The organism is Micromonospora marincola (genome assembly GCF_056150385.1).
On the sequence record NZ_JAXCFT010000001.1, the window covers coordinates 472,312 to 492,437 of the forward strand.

At 73.4% G+C, this 20,126-nt stretch carries 19 protein-coding genes; 14 read left to right on the forward strand and 5 right to left on the reverse strand.

From position 1 onward, the window contains the following. Positions 1 to 4: 4 nt before the first annotated feature. Entirely contained in the window at positions 5 to 718 is a 714-nt protein-coding gene (locus SM450_RS02250; RefSeq protein ID WP_474617946.1) for an RICIN domain-containing protein, read from the reverse strand. Positions 719 to 839: 121 nt separating this feature from the next. Between SM450_RS02250 and SM450_RS02255 the strand changes: the two genes are divergently transcribed. The 10 genes from SM450_RS02255 (at position 840) to SM450_RS02300 (ending at position 11,808) form a co-directional block, all read left to right on the forward strand. Beyond that, positions 840 to 2,225 (forward strand): FAD-binding oxidoreductase, encoded by a 1,386-nt coding sequence (locus tag SM450_RS02255; RefSeq protein ID WP_474617947.1) that lies wholly within the window; start codon positions 840 to 842, stop codon positions 2,223 to 2,225. Beyond that, entirely contained in the window at positions 2,222 to 3,565 is a 1,344-nt protein-coding gene (locus SM450_RS02260) for a class I SAM-dependent methyltransferase (RefSeq protein ID WP_474617948.1), read from the forward strand. Before SM450_RS02255 ends, SM450_RS02260 begins: the two co-directional genes overlap by 4 nt. Positions 3,566 to 3,653: 88 nt before the next feature. Then, positions 3,654 to 4,214, forward strand: coding sequence for a helix-turn-helix domain-containing protein (locus SM450_RS02265; protein WP_474617949.1), 561 nt, complete (start codon positions 3,654 to 3,656; stop codon positions 4,212 to 4,214). After that, a complete protein-coding gene (locus SM450_RS02270) occupies positions 4,207 to 5,034 on the forward strand; it encodes an SRPBCC family protein (protein WP_474617950.1) in 828 nt (275 codons plus the stop codon). The genes SM450_RS02265 and SM450_RS02270 overlap by 8 nt, the downstream gene beginning before the upstream one ends. 85 nt (positions 5,035 to 5,119) lie before the next feature. Further along, positions 5,120 to 5,353, forward strand: a complete 234-nt coding sequence (locus SM450_RS02275) for a zinc-ribbon domain-containing protein (protein ID WP_474617951.1) — start codon at positions 5,120 to 5,122, stop codon at positions 5,351 to 5,353. Between the two features lie 257 nt (positions 5,354 to 5,610). Beyond that, a complete protein-coding gene (locus SM450_RS02280; RefSeq protein WP_474617952.1) occupies positions 5,611 to 6,681 on the forward strand; it encodes a hypothetical protein in 1,071 nt (356 codons plus the stop codon). A gap of 55 nt (positions 6,682 to 6,736) precedes the next feature. After that, positions 6,737 to 8,215, forward strand: a complete 1,479-nt coding sequence (locus SM450_RS02285; protein WP_474617953.1) for a hypothetical protein — start codon at positions 6,737 to 6,739, stop codon at positions 8,213 to 8,215. Positions 8,216 to 8,480: 265 nt separating this feature from the next. Then, on the forward strand, positions 8,481 to 10,673 hold the full coding sequence (locus SM450_RS02290; protein ID WP_474617954.1) for a putative bifunctional diguanylate cyclase/phosphodiesterase: 2,193 nt from the start codon (positions 8,481 to 8,483) through the stop codon (positions 10,671 to 10,673). A gap of 55 nt (positions 10,674 to 10,728) precedes the next feature. Then, positions 10,729 to 11,487, forward strand: coding sequence for a MerR family transcriptional regulator (locus SM450_RS02295; RefSeq protein WP_474617955.1), 759 nt, complete (start codon positions 10,729 to 10,731; stop codon positions 11,485 to 11,487). Positions 11,488 to 11,523: 36 nt separating this feature from the next. After that, positions 11,524 to 11,808 carry a putative quinol monooxygenase gene (locus tag SM450_RS02300; protein WP_474617956.1) on the forward strand — a complete coding sequence of 95 codons (285 nt, stop codon included), beginning with the start codon at positions 11,524 to 11,526 and terminating at the stop codon, positions 11,806 to 11,808. A gap of 221 nt (positions 11,809 to 12,029) precedes the next feature. On the opposite strand, the gene SM450_RS02305 is transcribed toward SM450_RS02300, so the two are convergent. Together SM450_RS02305 and SM450_RS02310 are read right to left on the reverse strand one after the other, a co-directional pair. Then, positions 12,030 to 13,547: a GntT/GntP/DsdX family permease gene (locus SM450_RS02305; RefSeq protein WP_474618355.1), complete on the reverse strand. Its 1,518-nt coding sequence runs from the start codon at positions 13,545 to 13,547 to the stop codon at positions 12,030 to 12,032. A 22-nt stretch (positions 13,548 to 13,569) separates the two neighbouring features. Further along, positions 13,570 to 15,111 carry a gluconokinase gene (locus SM450_RS02310; protein WP_474617957.1) on the reverse strand — a complete coding sequence of 514 codons (1,542 nt, stop codon included), beginning with the start codon at positions 15,109 to 15,111 and terminating at the stop codon, positions 13,570 to 13,572. Between the two features lie 218 nt (positions 15,112 to 15,329). Between SM450_RS02310 and SM450_RS02315 the strand changes: the two genes are divergently transcribed. Next, complete coding sequence (locus SM450_RS02315; RefSeq protein ID WP_474617958.1) at positions 15,330 to 16,487, forward strand: hypothetical protein; 1,158 nt, start codon at positions 15,330 to 15,332, stop codon at positions 16,485 to 16,487. Positions 16,488 to 16,508: 21 nt separating this feature from the next. Here the strand turns inward: SM450_RS02315 and SM450_RS02320 are convergent, their stop codons facing one another. Beyond that, positions 16,509 to 17,102 (reverse strand): hypothetical protein, encoded by a 594-nt coding sequence (locus SM450_RS02320; protein WP_474617959.1) that lies wholly within the window; start codon positions 17,100 to 17,102, stop codon positions 16,509 to 16,511. A 109-nt stretch (positions 17,103 to 17,211) separates the two neighbouring features. On the opposite strand from SM450_RS02320, the gene SM450_RS02325 reads away from it, so the two are divergent. Next, entirely contained in the window at positions 17,212 to 18,414 is a 1,203-nt protein-coding gene (locus SM450_RS02325) for a phosphotransferase (RefSeq protein WP_474617960.1), read from the forward strand. A 2-nt stretch (positions 18,415 to 18,416) separates the two neighbouring features. Here SM450_RS02325 and SM450_RS02330 read toward each other — a convergent pair whose 3' ends face one another. Next, positions 18,417 to 19,277: an AraC family transcriptional regulator gene (locus SM450_RS02330; RefSeq protein WP_474617961.1), complete on the reverse strand. Its 861-nt coding sequence runs from the start codon at positions 19,275 to 19,277 to the stop codon at positions 18,417 to 18,419. 205 nt (positions 19,278 to 19,482) lie between these two features. Between SM450_RS02330 and SM450_RS02335 the strand changes: the two genes are divergently transcribed. Next, positions 19,483 to 19,788, forward strand: coding sequence for a type II toxin-antitoxin system RelE/ParE family toxin (locus SM450_RS02335; RefSeq protein WP_474617962.1), 306 nt, complete (start codon positions 19,483 to 19,485; stop codon positions 19,786 to 19,788). Continuing rightward, entirely contained in the window at positions 19,788 to 20,087 is a 300-nt protein-coding gene (locus SM450_RS02340; RefSeq protein ID WP_474617963.1) for a helix-turn-helix domain-containing protein, read from the forward strand. Before SM450_RS02335 ends, SM450_RS02340 begins: the two co-directional genes overlap by 1 nt. Positions 20,088 to 20,126 lie beyond the last annotated feature (39 nt).

Below are 20,126 nucleotides of genomic sequence, written 5' to 3' on the forward strand. Positions count from 1 at the left end.
CCGGTCAGCCGAGCGCCCACTGCTGCTCGGCGGCGCCGCCGCACGGGGCCTGTTCGAGTTCCCGCCCGGCTTCGGTGCCGGCGTCGTCGACCTGCGCGCACTTGCCGCTGTGCGCGGCGACCAGGAGCACCGGGCCGGCGCCTGTCGGGTTGAGCTTCCACTGCTGGTTGGCCTGCCCGTTGCAGGACCACTGCTGCACGTCGGCGCCGTCGTCGGTGCGCGCCTCGTTGACGTCGAGGCACTTGCCGCTTGCCGCGTTCACGAGCAGGTAGGTGTCGGCGGTGACGGGCGTGACCACCCACTGCTGCTCCGGCCCGCCGGTGCAGTCGGCGAGCGCGGCCTGCGCGCCCTCCGGGTCGTCGCCTGTGACACCGACGCAGCGCCCGGACGGCACGCCGCGGATCACCCTCGGGGTGGCCACCGGCGTGGCCGGCGTGGTCGGCGCCGCGCTCGGCGAGGGCGACGGCGCGGCCTCCGTGGTGGGCGGCGGCGCCGGACTCGACTCGCTCTCCGCCGGGGTCGGCGCGGCTGCCGCCGGCACCACCGCCCGGTCGGCCCCGCCGCCGAGCACGCCGGTGGCGAAGAACACTCCCAGGAGTACGCCGACCAGGGCGACGCCGAGCGCGATCCGCATCAGCGGGTCCGGTGGCAGCCGGACGCCGCGCGTGCGACGGGCGCCGTAGACGGTGCCGGACGGGTCGGAGCGCGGGTCGGCCATGGGGGCATCCTGACCCACCGGGCCGCCGAGGGCCAGTCGCCCCGGCGGGCGGGTGGGCTCGGGCTGGGGCTCGGGCCAATAACATCCCACGAATTGTCGGGGCCGGGCGTAAGGTGCTCTCATGCGAGCTGTCCGTGATCATGAACGGGCGGTGGGCACGCTGCGGCGGTCCTACGCCGCGGTGCCCGCCGGCGAAACCGTACGGTTGGCAAAGCAGACCTCGAACCTCTTCCGCCCGCGATCCGCGCCCCGCACGCCGGGGCTGGACGTGAGCGGGCTCACCGGTGTGCTCGCCGTGGACCCGGCGGCCCGCACCGCCGACGTGCAGGGCATGTGCACCTATGAGGACCTGGTCGACGCGACGCTGCCGCACGGGTTGATGCCGCTTGTCGTGCCGCAACTACGCACGATCACACTTGGCGGCGCGGTGACCGGGCTGGGCATCGAGTCCACCTCCTTCCGCAACGGACTGCCCCACGAGTCGGTCCTGGAGATGGACATCCTCACCGGGGCGGGAGAGCTCATCACCACCCGTCCGCAGGGTGAGCACGCCGACCTGCACCGCGCGTTCCCCAACTCGCTTGGCAGCCTCGGCTACGCCACCCGGCTGCGCATCGAGCTGCAACCGGTCCGCCGGCACGTGGCGCTGCGCAACATCCGGTTCACCCGGCTGGAGGAGCTTGTCGACGCGATCGGCGAGGTGGTCGCCACGGGCGCCTGGGCCGGTGAGCCGGTCGACGCCATGGACGGGGTGATGTTCAGCCCCGGCGAGTCCTACCTGGTGCTCGGCGCGTTCACCGACGAGCCCGAGGGCCGCCCGTCCGACTACACCGGCCAGGAGATCTACTACCGCTCGCTGCGCCGCCGCACCCGCGACGTGCTCAGCGCGTACGACTATCTCTGGCGGTGGGACACCGACTGGTTCTGGTGCTCGTCCGCGTTCGGGGTGCAACATCCGGTGGTCCGGCGGCTCTGGCCGCAGCGCTACCGGCGCAGCGACGTCTACCACCGGATCGTGCGGCTGGAGCACCGGCACCAGGTGGCCGCCCGGGTCGACAGGTGGCGGGGCCGGCCGGCGCGCGAGCGCGTGGTGCAGGACGTGGAGATCCCGCTGGCGCGCACGCCCGAGTTCCTGCGCTGGTTCGCGGGCAACGTGAAGATGGACCCGGTATGGCTCTGCCCGCTGCGGTTGCGTGAGCCGGCCGGCCCGGGATCGGCCCGGGCCTGGCCGTTGTATCCGCTCCAGCCGGGCGAAACCTATGTGAACATCGGCTTCTGGGGAAGTGTGCCGATCGCGGCGGGCGCCGCCGACGGGGATGTGAACCGGCAGATCGAGCACATGGTGTCGGAGACGGGCGGCCACAAGTCGCTCTACTCCGACGCGTACTACGACCGGGCCGCGTTCGACCGGCTCTACGGCGGGGAGACCTGGCGCGCCGTGAAGGACCGCTACGACCCGGATCACCGACTCACCGGACTGTACGAGAAGGCGGTATCCCGAGCATGAGTCTGACCGACCGAACACCAGGGGCGGCGAGCGCCCCCGCCGGCCCGCCGTCGGGCGGGCGGCGCACCGGACCCACAGTCGCGGACGTGATCCGCGCCGTCACCAGCGGCGACCTGCCGGTCCGGGTCACCGCGTACGACGGCAGCGAGGTGGGCCCGGCCGACGCCGGAATCACCCTGTCGATCCGCACCGAGCGGGGCCTGTCCTACCTGCTCACCGCGCCCGGTGACCTGGGCATGGCGCGGGCCTACGTCAGCGGTGACCTGGGCCTCGACGGCGTGCACCCGGGCGACCCGTACGAGGCGTTGCGGGTGCTCAAGGACGAGATGCCGCTGCGGATGCCGCCGGTGGCCGACGCGCTGGCCCTGGTCAAGGGGCTGGGCTGGGAGCGGCTGCGACCTCCGCCGCCCCCGCCGCAGGAGGCGGCGCCGCGCTGGCGGCGGGTGATGTCGGGCCTGCGCCACTCGCGGGTCCGGGACAGCACGGCGATCTCCCACCACTACGACGTGTCGAACGCCTTCTACGAGAAGGTGCTCGGGGCGTCCATGACGTACACCTGCGCGGTCTTCCGCAGCCCGGGTGACACGCTGGAGGAGGCGCAGCGGTCCAAGTACGACCTGGTCGCCGGCAAGCTGGCGCTCAAGCCGGGGATGCGGCTGTTGGATGTCGGCTGCGGCTGGGGCGGCATGGTCCGGCACGCGGCCCGGGAGTACGGCGTCAAGGCGCTCGGCGTGACGCTGTCCAGGGCGCAGGCGGAGTGGGCGCAGGCCGCGATCGAGCGGGAGGGGCTCGGCGATCTCGCCGAGGTGCGGCACCTCGACTACCGGGACGCGCCGCGTGAGCAGTTCGACGTGATCTCCTCGATCGGCTTGACCGAGCACATCGGGGTGCGCAACTACCCGGCCTACTTCGGCGCGCTGAAGTCCCGGCTCAAGCCCGGTGGGCGGTTGCTCAACCACTGCATCACCCGCGCGGACAACCGCGCCCCGCACCGCTCCGGCGCGTTCATCGACAGGTACGTCTTCCCGGACGGCGAGCTGGCCGGTCCGGGGCGGCTGATCAGTGAGATCCACGACGCCGGGTTCGAGGTGCACCACGAGGAGAACCTGCGCCAGCACTACGCGCTGACGCTTGCCGGCTGGTGCCGCAACCTGGTCGACAACTGGGACTTCTGCGTGAACGAGGTCGGCACGGGCACCGCCCGGGTGTGGGGCCTCTACATGGCCGGCTCCCGGATGGCGTTCGAGCGCAACGGCATCCAGTTGCACCAGGTGCTCGCCACGCACAACGGCCCGGAGGGGGTCAACGGTTACCCGTTGCGTCCCGACTGGACGCCCTGACCCGTACCGACGAAAGGCCGCGCGGACCGCGCGGCCTTTCGTCGAACCTATTGACAAAGAAGTTTTGTACGTACAAACTGATTTTGCCATGAGAGACGTCCTGTACCTGGAAGAACGTGAGCAGGCCGAAGTCCTGCTCAAGCCGCAGCGCATCGAGGTGCTGCGGCAACTCGCCGAGCCCCGCACCTGCACCGAGGTCGCGGCCCGGCTGGAGCAGACGCCGCAGCGCGTCTACTACCACGTCAAGCAGCTGGTCGCGGCCGGGCTGGCCGAGCAGGTCGCCGAACGGCGGGTGCGCGGCATCAACGAGGGCATCTACCAGGCCGTCGCCCGGTCCTACTGGCTCTCCCCCCGACTGGTCGGCCGGATCGGCGGCGCCCGCCGGGCGCGCGACGAACTGAGCCTCGGCTACCTGCTCGACCTGATGGAAGAGGTCCAGGCGGACATCGCCGCGCTTGACCGCGCCGCCCCCGAACTGCCGTCGATCGGCGTCTCCGGCGAGATCCGGGTGCCCGCCGAGCGGCGCCAGGAATTCCTGCACGACCTGCAGACGACGCTGCAGGACCTGTTCACCCGCTACGGCGGCGCCGAGGGAGACGCCTTCAAACTCGCCGTGGCGTGCTACCCGAAAGGTGACAACCATGAGTGACCCGATGACCGTCCGCGCCCGTCTCGCCGCCGATGCGGCGACCGTCCGCCGGGCCCTGACCGACCCGGCCGAGCTGCGCGTGTGGCTGGCCGAGCACGCCGAGGTCGACCTGCCCCGGCGGTACGAGTTCTGGGGCCGTTTCACACCCGAGGGCGACGCGCCACACCAGCGACTGCTGCACGCCGACGACAAGACGCTGCGCTTCGCCTGGACGCTCGACGGCGTCGAGACCACCACCGAGTTCGAGCTGGCGCCCGACGGCGAGGCCACGCTGCTGACGCTGCGGCAGAGCCACTTCACCTTCGCCGAGGCGATGGACGGCAGCACCATCCGGGGCGCGCTCCAGACGTTCTGGGCGCTGTCGATCGCCAACCTCAACGCCCACCTGGAAGGGCGGACGCTGCTGCCGCGCACCGACTTCACCTCGACCGACCTGCGCGGCGAGCTGCTGATCGACGCGCCGATGGACAAGGTGTGGACCTCGCTCACCGACTCCGAGCAGGCAAGCGCGTGGTTCGGCTACCCGATCGGCATCGAGCCGTGGGAGGGTGGCCGCTACGCGATGGGCGGCTTCGACAGCGGCTACGCGGCCAAGGTGCTCGACGTGACGCCGGGCCGGGCCATCTCGATCGACTGGGGGCCGACCGGCGTGACCAACTGGGAGCTGGCCGAGTCCGGCGGCCGGACGAAGCTGACGTTCGTGCAGTCCGGCTTCGACGAGGGCAACCCCCCGTACGCGGCCTGGAGCGGCACCGTGGCGGGCCTGGCCGAGCTGCGCCGCTTCCACGAACTCCCCACCTGGCACCCCATCTGGCTCTGAGGTGTAAGGCGGGGGCCCCGCTTAACGCATTCGGTAGAGGCGGGGGCCCCGCTTAACACCTGCCGCGGGTGGGTAATGGCGGGCGATGTTCTTCATCTTCGGGCTGCGCACCAAGGTCGACCGGTCCGGCGTCGTCACCCAGGTCTGCCGGCACTGCGGGAACCAGGCCGCACAGGTGATCACCCGGCGGGTCACCAAGTTCAGCCTCTTCTTCGTCCCGCTGATCCCGGTACGCACCCGCTACGCGCAGCAGTGCACGTTCTGCGGCGCCCAGTACGACATCTCCCGCGCCGACGCCGAGCGCCTCCCGGTCGGCTGACCGTGACCAACTTCCTCTGCTGGCTGATCGGCCGGTCACCGGTCGCCGCGCCCGCCGTCCCGGTCCACACCGCCGCCCGGCCGTCGTGCACGCCCGGCCGCCGGCACCGTCGCCGCCGCCGGCCGGTGGCGGGCGCGTCGTCCCCGCGTTCCCCCTGGAACCGCTCCGCCGACCGTTGACCCGGCCCGGCGGGTGTTAAGCGGGGCCCCCTCCTCTACCGGAGGCGTTAAGCGGGGGCCCCTCCTTACACTCCAGGGGTGGAAGATCGGCTGGGGGAGATTCGGGGTGGGGGGCCGCCGCGGCGGCACAACGCCCGCACCATCGCCGCGCTTACCGGCAACCCCGGTTGCACCCGGCGCGCCGTGCTGGACAGCGCCGGGGCGGACAAGCCGGCGCTCGCCGAGCGGCTGGGCTTCCCGGCCCGGTTCGGGCAGTCCCGTTTCGCGATCACCCGCGGCAACGCGTTCGAGGCGCAGGTCAAGGCGGACGGTGGGGTGGAGCTGTTGCGCCTGGTGGCGGAGCGGCTCGGCGTACCGGTGCCGGCGGGCGCGACGTGGACCGACCTCGGTGGCGACGACGACCGGCCGGAGCGGTCCCGGGTGGCGTTGACCGCGGGCGGTGACGGCCCGGCGTTGTTCGACCATCCGCTGCTCGGGCTGGAGGTGGCCGGCCGGCGGGTGCACCTGGAGCCGGACCTGGTGGCCGCCCGGCTCGGCGGCCGGTTCCACGTCGTGGAGATCAAGTCGTTCCCGGTGATCGACGGGCAGGCCGACCCGGCGAAGGTGGCCGCCGCCGCCATCCAGTCCGCCGTCTACGTGCTGGCGCTGCGCGAGCTGCTCGCCGCCGAGGGACACGACCCGGAGCTGGTCTCGCACGAGGTGGTGCTGATCTGCCCGCGCGACTTCGCCAACCGGCCGGTGGCGAGCCTGCTCGACGTGCGCGGACAACTGTTGGTGCTGCGCCGCCAACTGGCCCGGATGGCCCGCGTCGACGACCTGCTGGCCGCCGTGCCGGCCGGCTTCACCGCCGACCCGGCGGCCGATCCGGACACGCTTGCCGCCGCGCTGCACGAGGTGCCGGCCCGGTACGCGCCGGAGTGCCTGGCGGCCTGCGAGCTTGCCTACTTCTGCCGGCACGAGGCGCGCGGACAGACCGGGGCGTTGGGCCGGCCGGTCCGCGAGGCGCTCGGCGGTGTGGTCGAGGTGGCCGACGTGCTGGCGCTCGCCGACGGCGTACGCGCCCCCGAGCCGGAGCAGGCGGAGGCCGCCGCGCTGCTGCGGGCCGCCGCGCGCCTGCGCGCCGAGGCCCTCACCGGAAACCCCGCGTGAGTACGCCCCGAAGCGCGCGCCGGTCGACAACCGGGTCTCGCGTCGGGGGCCTGCGGTGAGCACGCTGCGCGCGTTGGCCCGGGCGCGGGCGGTCGCCACCGGGCGGGCGCAGCCGGTGGCCACGGTCCGGCACCTGCACCTGTCGGAGCGGCCACTGGTGCTGGTGCCGTTGGCGCTGGCCGGTGAGGCGAACGCCCCGCTGGCCGCCCTGGTCGGCGCCGCGCCGGAGGTGGCCCGGCTGCTTGTCGTGCCGCAGCCCCGCAACCGGGACCAGCGTTTCGCCTTCGCCGCCGAGCTGGCCGGTGTCGTCCTGCCCTACCTGGACTCGTTCCGCGGCGTGACCGAGGCGGTGGCGGTGGACCGGGGCCGGGACGTCCGTCACCGGTACGTCGACGCCCCGCAGTTGCTGGTGCCCAACCCGGCCGGGGTCACGTTCCTGCGGCTGTTCGGCCGGTCCACCCGGTTCCGCCGTCCGGACGGCGACCACCCGGTGCACCCGTCGGTGCCGCTGCTCGGCCGTTGGCTGACCTTCTTCGCCGAGCGCGCCGAGCAACCCGGCTCGTCGGCCTTCATGGCACTTACCGAGGCGCTGACCCTGCACTGGGCCACCGGGCAGAGCGCGGTGGAGGATCTGCACCTGCCGGCGGTGCTGGGCTGGCTCGACCCGCCGCCGGGACTCACCGGCGCCGAGGCGGCGGCCCGGGCCGAGGACCCGGCGTCGTGCCCGCCGGCCGGGCCGGCCACCGCTCCGGACTTCGACAACCACCTGCTCGCCCCGGCGATCGAGGCGTACGCCGGGACCGAGGGCGATCCGACCGCTCGCGCCGCGGCGTACGACGAGCTTGTCGGACTTGTACGCGACCAGCTCACACCTACCTGGGAGCTGATGTGGCGCGGCGTCGGGCTGCTGCGGGCGCTGCCGCCGGGCGCGCGGGTGGCCGGCCGTTGGGCCGGGGACCGGGACGCGTTCACCGCCCACGCCGAGCACGTCGACGCCGGCGGCGGTCCGCAGCCGCGCCGGGACGGCGCGGTGGCGGCGGCGCTGCGGTTGCAGCGGCTGGAGCGGGCGCTGACCGCGTGGGCGGTGCAGCGGGCGTACGACGATCCGCTGGTGATGGCCGAGCACCGGCTGGCCGGGGAGGCGTTCGTGGGCGAGGTGACGCTTGCCGACCCGAAGCGGGTGGACGACTCGGGGAAGCGGCAGGTGCTGCGTCCCCGGATCCAGGTGGTGACGACCGAGCCGGTGCCGATGCCGGTGGGCGCGACACTGTGGTCGCCGGCCCGTCCGGGGCAGAAGGCAACTGTGGTGTTCGTGACCCCGGGCGGTGACGGCAAGACCGAGGTGGTGGTGGAGCTGTCCGGCGGGATGGGGCGCGGGCTGACCGCGCCGGCGGGCAGCGTGCCGGAGGTGGGGGAGCGGATCTGCCTGACCAGCCTGTCGGACGGCTTCCTGCCGGGCGGCGCGTTCCCGGCGCCGGAGGAGACACCGTGGACGCACGGCGGGCCGCCGGGTGCGGCGGAGGCGTGGTCCTGAGTGGTTGCCGCTGGGTGGGACGGCCCGCGTCACGTCCGGTGACCGACACCCCACGACTCTGGCGGCGGCACCCGGCGCTGACTAGGCTTGCGCCGTTCGTCGTCCGCCGTCCGGTCCTCGCCGCCGAGGGCGCACGTCTGGAAGAGAGCCGGAGCGCATCGTTGTCCCCCCGCACGACGTGAGCCTCGCCGCCGCGGCGCCGGCTCGTCCATCGCTCGCCGGCCGTGTCGGATTCGTCGCGGCTGCCGTCGTCGTACTCGGGGAGATGATCTGGCTGGTCGCCGGCCTGCCCGGGGCGGCCCTGGTGAGCGACCTCGGCGCGATGGCGGTGTCGAGCTGGGCGGCGGTGCTCTGCGTCGGCGCGGCCCGCCGACACCCGGTCACGTTGCGGCGGTTCTGGGCGCTGCTCGCCGCCACCATGATGCTTGCCGCCATGGGACGTACGGTGTGGACGGTCGAGCGGCTCGGCGGGATCGAGCTGCCCCACACGCCGCTTGTCGGCGGTCTCTTCACCGCCGGGATCGTCACCGGCACCGCCGCGCTGCTCTTCTCCCGGGCCGGCGGGCGCAGCCTGATCGGGCAGGCCCGCACGCTGCTCGACGGCGTGATCGTCGCGTTGGCCCTCATCCCGGTCGGCTGGGTGGTGGTGTTCCGCGACCTCGCCGACTCCGACGTGTCCGACCCGCTGCGCACGTTCGGGCTGCTCTACCCGATGTTCGACCTGATGCAGCTCACCATTCTGGTGGCGGTCGCCGGGCCGGGCCGCCCGATGTGGCGCGCGCTCACCGTGATCGGCGCCGGCCTGGCGATCCGGGCCGGCGCCGACGCGGTCTACGTCTCCCTCGTCGCGCACGGCAACTACGCCCCGGGGCATCCGGTCGACGTCTGCTGGCCGCTGAGCTACCTGCTTGTCGGCCTGGCCACCCGCTACCCGCCGCCGGGCTGCGGTGACGGGGAGGACGACGCCGGTGAGTCGCCGCTGCCGCCGTGGTGGCGGGTCGCTCTGCCGTACCTGCCGGTCGGCGGTGCGATCGTGGCGGTGATGCTGTCCCGGCGACCCACCGGGCAGACCCCGCACCTGGTCTTCGTCGGCATGATGGCGCTGCTCGGGGTGCTCGCGCTGCGACAGGGACTGGCCGCGAACGAGAACCTGCGGCTGGTCGCCCGGCTGCGCCGGCTGGCCTACTCCGACCAGCTCACCGGCCTGCCCAACCGGCTGACCTTCATCCGGCGGCTGCGCCGCGGGCTGCGCCGGGGCGGCCCGGTCGCCGTGGTGCTGCTCGACCTGGACGGCTTCAAGCAGGTGAACGACCGGTTCGGGCACGCCGCGGGGGACCGGCTGCTCACCACCACGGCGGAGCGCATGCGGGATGCGATCGGCCCGGACGGGATGATCGCCCGGCTCGGCGGCGACGAGTTCGCCGTGCTTGTCGACGGCGACCGCCCGGTGTCGCCCGAGCGGCTCGCCGTCCGGCTGCTCGCCGCCCTCGAACCGCTGCCCGGCGAGGAGGATCTCGGCGTCCACCCGTCGGCAAGCATCGGCATCGCCGAGTTCGGCCCGCAGCACAGCTCGCACACCGACCTGCTGCGCGACGCCGACATCGCCATGTACGCGGCGAAGGCGGCCGGCAAGTCGGCGTACCGGACGTGCACGCCGGAGCTTCGCGAGTCGGCGGTCAGCCGGGCCGAGCTGATCGCCGACCTGCGCCGCGCGGTCGACGAGGGTCAACTGCTGATGGAGTTCCAGCCCATCGTCGACCTGGCCACCGGCACGGTACGCAGCGCCGAGGCGCTGGTCCGCTGGCGGCATCCCCGGCTCGGCGTGCTCACCCCGGCGAGGTTCCTGCCGCTGGCCGAGGAGACCGGGCTCATCCTGGCCATCGACAGGTGGGTGATCCACGAGGCGTGCCGGGCCGCCGCGACCTGGCGGGAGCGCGCGCCCGAGGTGACCGTGGCGGTGAACATCGCCGCCGCCCACCTGTGCCGGCCCGACCTGATCGCCACCGTCACCGGCGCGATGGGCGCGGCCGGCCTGCCGCCTCGGGCGCTCACGCTCGAACTCACCGAGTCGGCCCTGATCGAGGGCAGCGAGGCGGTGCTCGACCGGCTGGCGCAGCTCCGTGACCTGGGCATCCGCATCGCCATCGACGACTTCGGCACCGGCTACTCCTCGCTGAGCTACCTGCACCGGATCCCCGCCACCGATTTGAAGATCGACCGTTCCTTCGTGTCCCGGTTGGATGCCGGCGACGCCCGCGCGTATGCCACGGTGGAGATGGTCAACCGGCTGGCCGGCGCGTTCGACCTGGCGGTGGTGGCCGAGGGGGTGGAGACCGGCGCGCAGCACGCGGCGGTCACCGCGATCGGCTGCCGGCAGGGTCAGGGCTGGCGGTACGGCCGTCCGACCGCCCTGCCCGACCTGCTCCCCACGCTGGTCCCCGAGAAGATTTCCGGGTGACTTGACCCTCACGCTGCGGGAGGCGGGAGCCTTGGTGGCGGAAGGGAGGGGAACCATGGCATACACGGTGGGACACGTGGCACGGGCGGCCCGGGTGACGGTCCGCACGCTGCACCACTACGACGAGATCGGGTTGCTGCGGCCGAGCGGGCGTACGCCGGCGGGCTACCGCCGCTACGACGACGCGGACCTGGACCGCCTGCAGCTCATCCGCTACTACCGCGAGCTGGGGTTCCCGCTGGACGAGATCGCCGAGATCCTGGACGACCCGCACGCCGACCCGGCGGCGCACCTGCGCCGGCAGCACGAGCTGCTGTCCGGGCGGATCGGCAAGCTCCGGGAGATGGTGGCAGCGATCGAGCACGCGATGGAGGCGAGGAAGTTGGAGATCAGGTTGACGCCGGAGGAGCGGTTCGAGGTGTTCGGGGACTTCAACCCGGACGACCACGCCGAGGAGGCCCAGCAGCGCTGGGGTGACACGGAGGCGTACCGGCAGTCGCAGGAGCGGGCCAGCCGCTACTCGAAGGAGGACTGGCTGCGCAACAAGGAGGTGAACGAGGACTGGGGCCGGCGGTTCGCCGCGCTGATGGAGTCGGGCGCGCCGGCCGACGGGCCGGAGGCGATGGCGCTGGCCGAGGAGCACCGGCAGCTCATCACCGAGTGGTGGTACGACTGCCCGCTGGAGCTCCACACCGGCCTGGCCGACATGTACGTGGCGGACCCGCGGTTCACCGCGTACTTCGAGGCGATCCGGCCCGGGATGGCGGCCTTTCTGAACGAGGCGATCCACGCCAACGCGATCAGCCGGGCCTGAGCCCGGCATCGCCGGCACGCCTGGCACGATGGCCGGATGCTCATCGTCGCGGGTACCCTCTACGTCGATCCGGCCCGGCGGGACGCCTACCTGGCGTTCTGCGCGGACGCCGTCCGCGCTGCCCGCGCCGCCCCCGGTTGCGTCGACTTCGCGGTCAGCGCCGACCTGGTCGAGCCGGGCCGGATCAACGTGTACGAGCGGTGGGAGTCCGACGAGCAGTTGCTCGCGTTCCGGGGTTCCGGGCCGGACGCCGAGCAGGTCACGGCGATCCTCGGCGCCGAGGTGCACAAGTTCCGCATCTCCGGCGTCGAGGCCGCCTGACCGCCGTTGGGCGTCTTGGTCACCGCCGACCGCGCTCCGTGGGTCGGTCCCACCCCTTCGCGCCCACCTCATCGGCTGTCCGTCCGGCAGCGGATGCTTCGGCCTCCCTTTAGAGCTGAGTCGTTGGTGATATCAGCTCTAAAGGCAGTCGCGGGCGGACAATCGCCCAGGCGGCAGGCGCGGGCGGTGGCCGGCCCTGGCCCCGCCCCCGGCCCGGCGGGCTAGACGAAGACGTCGAGCAGGAGGACGCCGAGGAAGCCGACCACCGAGATGATGGTCTCCATCACCGACCAGCTCTTGATGGTCTGCCCGACGGTCAGGCCGAAGTATTCCTTGACCAGCCAGAAGCCGGCGTCGTTGACGTGCGAGAAGAACAGCGACCCGCAGCCGATCGCCAGGGCCAGCAGCGCCACCTCGGGGCCCTGGAGCGTGGCGGCGAGCGGCGCGACGATGCCGGCGGCGGTGATCGTGGCGACGGTGGCCGAGCCGGTGGCGACCCGGATGCCGACCGCGACGAGCCAGCCGAGCAGCAGCGGCGACAGGTTGGCGCCCTCGGCGGCGTCGGCGACCAGGTTGCCCACGCCGGCGTCGACGAGCACCTGCTTGAACCCGCCGCCGGCGGCGACGATCAGCAGGATGCCGGCGATCGCCGGCAGCGAACCGCCCAGGAAGCCGGAGACCTGGCTGCGACTGAAGCCGGTCCGGTAGCCCAGGAAGATCATGGCGAAGATGACGCCGGCGAGCAGGGCGACGATCGGGGTGCCGGCGATGTCGAGCGCCTTGCGGCCGGCGGTGCCCTCGTCGAGGGTCAGTTCGCCGATGGCCCGCAGCAGCATGAGCGCCACCGGCAGCAGCACGGTGACCACGGCGGCCCAGAGCGCCGGCGCGCGGCGGGAGCGCGGTCCGACCGGCTCGTCGATCGACGCGCCGGGACGGCCGGCGCCGGGGTTGATCAGGTCGTCCTCGGTGACCAGGTCGCCGTCGGCGTCGACCCGGCCGTCGCCGGGGCGGGTGGGGCTGCGGTCAGCGGCGACCGCGACGTCGCGCCGGGTGGGCAGCAGCGCCTCCGGCGCGGTCGCCGGCACGTACCGGGCGATGAAATTGCCGAAGACCGGACCGGCGATGATCACCGTGGGGATCGCCACCAGCAGGCCGAAGGCGAGGGTCTGACCGAGGTTGGCGCCGAGCGCGTCGATCGCGACGAGCGGGCCCGGGTGCGGCGGCACCAGGCCGTGCAGCACCGACAGGCCGGCAAGCGCCGGGATGCCGATCTTCATCAGCGGCACGTCGACCCGGCGGGACACCAGCAGCACGATCGGCACCAGCAGCACCACGCCGACCTCGAAGAAGAGCGGCAGGCCGATGAGCGCGGCCACACCGGCCATGGCCCAGGGCAGCGCGCCACCGGTGACCCGGGCGACCACCCGTTCGACGATGCTGTCCGCCCCGCCCGACTCGGCCAGCATGCCACCGATCATCGCGCCGAGCGCGATCAGCAGGCCGACGCCGCCGACCGTGGAGCCGACCCCACCGCTGAACGAGGCGACGATCTTGTCGGCGGCGACGCCGGCGACCACGCCGAGCACCGCCGCGCCGAGGATCAGCGCCAGGAACGGGTGCACCTTGCCCCAGGCGATGAGCAGCACCACCGCCGCGATGCCGAGCAGCGCGGCGAGGACGAGTTGGGTGTTGCCGGCGTTCGTGAGTGGTTCCGCCGGTGCGGCGAGCAGTGTTACCACGGCTATCACGACCTCTGTTCGGTCATCGGGGAGGGGCGGTGGGTGGTGGCTCCGGCGGCAGGCTCGGGGCCAACCGTCGCAGCGACGCGAACGTGGGCACGAGCGCGTCGTACAGCTCGGAGAAGAGCGGGAGCAGCGCTGCGTACGTGGCGGCGGCGGCCGGGTCGGGGCGGACCGTCTCGTCGATCTGGACCAGGTCGGCGGCGACCTCGATCGAGGAGATCAGGCCGAGCGCCTGCATGCCCAGCAGCGCGGCGCCGAAACCGGACCCCTCGTGGCCGGCTGGGAAGCGCACCGGCATGCCCAGCGCGTCGGCGAGGATCTGCCGCCACAGCGGGCTGCGGGCGAAGCCGCCGCTGGCGCGGACCTCGCGCACCTCGTTCCCGGCCGCGCGGACCGACGCCAGGACCAGCGCGAGCTGTTGGCAGACCCCCTCCAGCGCGGCCCGCACCAGATGGGCGCGGCCGTGGCCGTGGGTCAGCCCGACGTACGCGCCGCGGGGCAGCGCGCTCCAGTGCGGGGCACGTTCGGAGAGCAGGTACGGCAGCATGATCAGCCCGCCGGAGCCGACCGGCGCCTGCGCGGCCAGGTCGAGCAGTTCCTCCTCGGCCTGCTCGCCCAGCTCGGGGGCGAGCGCGTCGTGGGCCCACTGGAGCACGATTCCGCCGTTGTTGATCGCGCCGCCGACCACCCAGCGGTCCTCGGTAAGCGCATAGCAGAAGACGCCGCCAAGCGGGTCCACGCCGGGGCGTTCCACCATCACCCGCATCGCACCGCTGGTGCCGATCGAGCAGGCGACCACGCCGGGCCGCACCGCGCCGAGCCCGAGGTTCGCAAGCGGCCCGTCGCCGGCGCCCACCACGAGCGGGGTGTCCGCCGGCAGGCCGGTGGCCCGGGCGGCCTCGGCGGTCAACCCGGGCAGCACGTGCGTGGTGGGGACGAGCTGGGGCAACTGCTCCTCGGTGATGCCGGCGATGCGCAGCGCCTCGGTGTCCCAGGCCAGGCGGTGGATGTCCATCAGGCCGGTGGCGGAGGCGACCGAGTAATCGGTGACGAGCGCCTCGGCGAGCCGCCGCAGGACGAGGTCCTTGATGCCGACCCAGTGGGAGACCCGCTCGTGCAGCTTCGGCTCCTGCTCGGCGAACCAGACCAGCTTGGGCAGCGGCGCCATCGGGTGCACCGGGGTGCCGGTACGCCGGTGCAGGGCCAACCCGGACGGCGCGGCCCGCAGCCGCTCGGCCTGCGCGCTGGCCCGGGAGTCGGCCCAGGTGAGCGACGGGGTGAGCGGGTTGCCGTCGGCGTCGAGCCCGATCAGGCTGTGCATGGCGGTGCTGAACGACAGGCCGGCGACAGGCGCGCCCAGCTCGTCGACGACCGCGCGGATCACGCCGACCACGGCCTCGTAGATGACGTCCGGGTCCTGCTCGGCCCAGCCCGGGTTCGGCTCCTCAAGCGGATAGCCGATCGAGTGGCTGGCCAGTTGCCGCCCGTCGGTGTCGAACGCGACCGCCTTGCTGCTCGTGGTGCCGATGTCCACGCCCACCACGACGGTCGGGTCGCCCACCGATGCACCTCCACTCGTCACCGGGGCCGCGTACGCCCCGCCCTGCGGCTGACGTTACCGACGAGTCAGTCGGCCCGCATGGCGAAGCGGAGCCGGGGGAGGCGGGTCAATCAGCCGTTCGGTCTAATCGGCGACTTTGGCGTGTCTTCGTACCCCCGCATTGCCGTTGAAAGGGATGAACACCCCGAATGGTGGGCTCGCGCGGCGGAGGAGTCGGCGTGGCGATGACTGATTCGACGGGTTCCACATGGCGTTACCGGTGGGCGCACCGGCAGAACGAGCGGCGGCAGCGGGTCTTCCGCGCGGCCGACGAGGCGTGGCGCCGCCGCGACGACCAACTGCGCCGGCTGCGTACCCTCGCGGTGTCCTTCCACGGCTCGGTCCGGGCCGGCGACGGCCTGCCGATGGAGCTGGCCCCCGGCGAGGTGGTCTTCTGGACGCTGCCCGCCGCGCAACTTGTCGAGGTGCGGCACACCGCCGTGCTCCCGGCCCCCGAACTGCTCGTCGACCCCGACCCGCCGGTGCTGCGCCCACGCCGCCCGGAGGGGGTCAGGGTGGTCGACGCCGGGCTGGCCGTGCTCACCAACCGGCGCCTGGCGCTGCTCGGCGGACGCGGCCGGCGCGACTGGGCGTACGGAAGGATGACCGGGCTGTCCCACGACCCGGCCGCGCCGGTCACCCTGATCCAGGTGCTGGACCGGCGGCGTACCTCAGGGTTGCTGCTGCCCACCGGCGCGGTGGCCGACTTCCGGTTCACGCTCACCCTGGCCTTCGCCGACGCGATCGAGCAGCGCCCCGCGGTCGTCGCCGAGCTGGACGAGCTGATCGAGGAACACGCGGAGCTGCGCCCGCAGCGACCGGCCGTGCTCACCCCGGCCCAGGCCAGGATCTCCACGCTGGTGCCCGGTGGCCGGCGGACCATCGCGGTCGGCGTGGCGCTCACGCTTGTCGTGCCGGCAATGCTCGTCGAGTCCGACCCGCCGACGCGGGCCGGGTCGGAGCGGGCCGCCGCCGCCACCCCGGCGACCACCGGCACGCCCCCGCCGCCTGTGGTCGCCCCCGCCGTCCAGGTGCGGCCCAGCACCAGCCCGGCGCCCGGTGGCACCCGGTCCGCGTCGCCGCGCGACCACGACCGGCAGCCCGTCGCCGAGCGACGCTGCGGCGCCCCGACGAACCCCTTCGGGTACGACTACTGCGGCGGCGACCGGATCCGCAAGCCGGCCGCCGGGGTCTGCGAGTGGTTCGAGTGCGTACCCGGGTTCTGGTCCGGCCGGGGCTGGCTGGTGCAGTGCCGCGACGGCACGATCAGCCGGACCGGCGGGCAGCCCGACGTGTGCGCCGGTCACCGGGGACTGCGCCGCACCGTGTGGAGCTGAGGTGTAAGGCGGGGGCCCCGCTTAACGCTTTTGGTATAGGCGGGGCCCCCGCCTAACACCCCGGACGCGCAGCGGCAGCACGCCGGCCAGGACCAGCACGGCGCCGACCGGCAGCAGGTCCAGGTTCACCGCGATCGCCACGAACCCGGCAAGCACCAGCACCGGCGCCCACACCGGCAGCAGCCGCGTCGCCGCCGCCCGGCACAGCAGCACCAGCAGGCCCAGCTCGAACAGCGCCGGCCCGCCGAACAGCACCACGTCGGGGGTGTCCACCGCGTCACCGAAGCGCGGGAACAGGTCGCCGAGGATCACCCACACGAACGCGGCGGCGCCGACCAGGCCGGCCAGCGCGGCCACGTCGTCAAGCGTCCGCAGCCGGGTCGAGCGGGTACGCAGCAGGCCGTGCAGCCCGACGATCAGCGCGGCGAACCCGAGCACGCCGAGCAGGAACTGGCCGTGCCCGATGTTCCACGCCCAGGCGCCCTTGTCGCTGTGCCCGTCCAAGCGGTCGACCCGGCGCAGCAGTCCGTAGCCGAGCAGCAGCAGCGCGGCGGTCACCGCGACCGGTCGCAACCAGCGGTACGCGGGACCGGTCCGGGAATCGAGGAGGCTCATTGCCCCAGCCTGTCCGTCGCCCGTCCTCGGGACAAGCGGGAGTAGCCCCGCACCGCTCCCGGAGGAAACCGTTCGTGTCCCGTAGGGGTGCTCGGTTAGCGTCCCGGCCGTGTCCCGCACCGTGACAGTGGCCCTGGTCGACGACGCCGGCCGGCGGCTCGGCGCGCTGCCCCCGTTCGACGTGCCGGACCCGTGGTGGCAGCAGGTCGCGTCGATCGTCGACGGCGTTCGCCGGCGGCACGGCGTCGAGGTGGCCGTGCTGCGGCTGCTCGACGCCGACCGTCCGCACCCACCCGGCGGCCACGTCCGCTACCTCGCCCAGCTCACCGGGGCGCCGGCCGGGCAGGGAGCGGCGGGCGGCGTACCCCTGGAACCGGCGACCGTGGACGTCGCGCCGCATCCGCTGCGCCAGCCGTGGGCGCAGCTCGGCGGCCCGGCCCGCAGCGTCGCCTGGGCCATCGACGAGCTGCGCCGCCTCGGTCGCCCGGTGACCGCCGTGGCGCAGCAGCGCACCTGGAACCTCTCCGCGATCTGGCGCCTGGACACCCCACAGGGCCCGGCGTGGCTGAAGCAGCTCCCCCCGTTCGCCCGCCAAGAACCCACAGTCCTGACCTGGCTGGCCACCGCCGTGGGAGTCGAGGCCGGGCCGGTGGTGCTGGCTGTGGGGGAGGAAGGGCGGCTGCTTCTGGCGGACGTGCCTGGGGAGGACCTCTATGGGGCGGAGGAAGGGGTGCGGGCGGGGATCGCGGCGGCGCACCACTCGGTGCAGCTCCGGAGCGTGGGGGCGGTGGACCGGCTGGTCGGGGTGGGCGTACCCGATCTTCGGGGGGTGGGGCTCGCGGGGTGGGTGCGGGAGCGGCTGGCGGGGCACGACGTGACGGTGGCCGCGAGGCTGCTCGACGGGCTCGACGAGCGGCTCCGCGACTGCGCCCTGCCGGACACGCTCGTGCACGGCGACCTGCACCCCGGCAACGTGCGCGGCGACGGGGACCGGCGCGTGGTCATCGACTGGGCGGACGCCTTCGTCGGTCACCCCGCCTTCGACATCCTGCGCCTCACCGAAGGGCTCGACCCGCCCGCCGCCGCCCGGCTGGTCGACGCGTGGGCCGACCGGTGGCGGGCCGACGTGCCCGGCTGCCGGCCGCACCGGGCGGTCGACCTGCTCCGGCCGGTCGCGCCGCTGCGGCTGGCCGCCGTGTACGCGATGTTCCTCGCCGGCATCGAGCCGAGCGAGCACCCCTACCACGTGCACGACGTGCCAGCCGCGTTGACGCAGGCCGCGGAGTTGGCGCAGGCCGCGGACACGGCGTGACGCTAGAGCCGGCGTACCGGGATCCACAGCTCCGCGTCGGCGGTGCCGCCGCCCTCGGCGATCCGCACCTGGGAGATCTCCGGCCCGGGCCGGATCTCGTACGGATTCGACGGGAACCACTGGGTGAACACGTCCCGCCACAGATACTGCAACGCCTGCGGGAACGCGCCGGAACTGCGGAAAACCGCCCAGTCGCCGGCCTCCACCGGCAGGCTGTCCAGATCGTCCGGCACCTCGGCGCCGGTCACCACACCGTGCCAGTAGTCCAGCTCGGTGCCCTCCGCCCGGGAGCCGGCGAGGTCGTCGCTGACGTTGACGATCCCGCGCGGCTCCTGGTCGGACAGCGCTTCGATCCGGCGTACGGTCTCCGGGTCCACGCTCTTGACGAACGCCACGATGTGCGGGTTCATCCCCTCGTGGACCAGCGGCACCCGGGCCTTGCGGCCGGCGAGCCGGAAAGCCTCCTTGGTCACGATTCGGTAGTCCATGCTGATGCTCCCTTCGACGACGAGCCGGAAGGACATCCGGGGCTGGGACCGCAGCACCGAACCGCTGCGCCGCGCCTGCGCCGGGCCGACACCGTGCACGGCCCGGAACGCGCGGGCGAACGCCTCGTTCGAGCCGTACCCCCAGCGGACCGCCACGTCGAGCAGCGACGCCCGGTCGGCGAGCACGTCGGCGGCGGCCAGGGTGAGCCGGCGGCGGCGCACGTACTCCGACAGCGGCGTTCCGGCCAGCGCCGAGAAGAGCCGCCGGAAGTGGTGCTCCGACACGCACGCGATCCGGGCCAGCTCGGCCACGTCGAGCGGCTGGTCGAGCCGTTGTTCGAGGTGGTCCATGGCCTGGTTGAGCCGATCCAGCACCCGATGCTCCTTCCTGATGACGCCCTCGACGTTAGGGTGCCGGCCACCCCCCGACCCGACCTCACCGGACCCGTTCCGGTCGGCTCCCGCCCCATCCGCCACCGCGACACGCCGGCTCAGAATCGCTAACCGACGTTCGGCAGCCCATAGCATCAACGCTATAGGCTGGGGTAGGGTCGAACTGGAACCAGAGGTACGGGACTGGTTGGAGGAATTGTCCACCGCGGAGTTCGCACGAGCCGCCTTCTATGTCGATCTGCTCGCCGATCGAGGCCCGCTGTTGGGGGAGCCGCACACCCGGCAACTCGACGGGAAGCTTCGCGAGCTGCGTTTCTACCTGGAGCGCGAAGCGATCAGGCTGACGTACTGGATTGCCTCCGACCGGAGGATCATCCTGCTGACAGTCTTCCGCAAGACGCGGATGCGGGAGGACCGTGAGGTCCAGCGGGCGCGTAAGGCTCTGGTGCGGTGCGCGGCGGAGCGGCACACCGTGGTCGAGGGGGTTGAGTGATGACGGAGCGGTCCGACTGGGGAGAACTACGGCAGCAGCGGATGGTGGAGCCGGGCGCAAAGGAGGCGTACGCGGCCGCGCGTCTCGCCTTCGAACTCGGACAGGCCGTTCGTGAGCTGCGGGAGGGACTCGGCTGGAGTCAGACCGAGCTGGCACGTGCGGCGGGAATGACGCAGTCCGCGGTGGCCCGATTCGAAGCCGGGGGAACGGTCCCCACCCTCGTCATCCTGGAACGACTGGCCCGCGCGCTCGACATGCGGCTCGACGTTCGGTTCTCGCCGCTCGCCGACGCCGCCTGATCTCCGACGCCGCCGGGGCGGCTGGCGGCAGTGTCGCAT

Bases quoted from the DNA above. Each gene is read 5' to 3' on its own strand.
- SM450_RS02340 (WP_474617963.1), top strand. From the start codon at position 19,788: ATGACGGAGCGGTCCGACTGGGGAGAACTACGGCAGCAGCGGATGGTG.
- SM450_RS02290 (WP_474617954.1), top strand. From the start codon at position 8,481: ATGATCTGGCTGGTCGCCGGCCTGCCCGGGGCGGCCCTGGTGAGCGAC.
- SM450_RS02255 (WP_474617947.1), top strand. From the start codon at position 840: ATGCGAGCTGTCCGTGATCATGAACGGGCGGTGGGCACGCTGCGGCGG.
- SM450_RS02300 (WP_474617956.1), top strand. From the start codon at position 11,524: ATGCTCATCGTCGCGGGTACCCTCTACGTCGATCCGGCCCGGCGGGAC.
- SM450_RS02320 (WP_474617959.1), bottom strand. From the start codon at position 17,102: ATGAGCCTCCTCGATTCCCGGACCGGTCCCGCGTACCGCTGGTTGCGA.
- SM450_RS02270 (WP_474617950.1), top strand. From the start codon at position 4,207: ATGAGTGACCCGATGACCGTCCGCGCCCGTCTCGCCGCCGATGCGGCG.
- SM450_RS02275 (WP_474617951.1), top strand. From the start codon at position 5,120: ATGTTCTTCATCTTCGGGCTGCGCACCAAGGTCGACCGGTCCGGCGTC.
- SM450_RS02265 (WP_474617949.1), top strand. From the start codon at position 3,654: ATGAGAGACGTCCTGTACCTGGAAGAACGTGAGCAGGCCGAAGTCCTG.
- SM450_RS02250 (WP_474617946.1), bottom strand. From the start codon at position 718: ATGGCCGACCCGCGCTCCGACCCGTCCGGCACCGTCTACGGCGCCCGT.
- SM450_RS02260 (WP_474617948.1), top strand. From the start codon at position 2,222: ATGAGTCTGACCGACCGAACACCAGGGGCGGCGAGCGCCCCCGCCGGC.
- SM450_RS02295 (WP_474617955.1), top strand. From the start codon at position 10,729: ATGGCATACACGGTGGGACACGTGGCACGGGCGGCCCGGGTGACGGTC.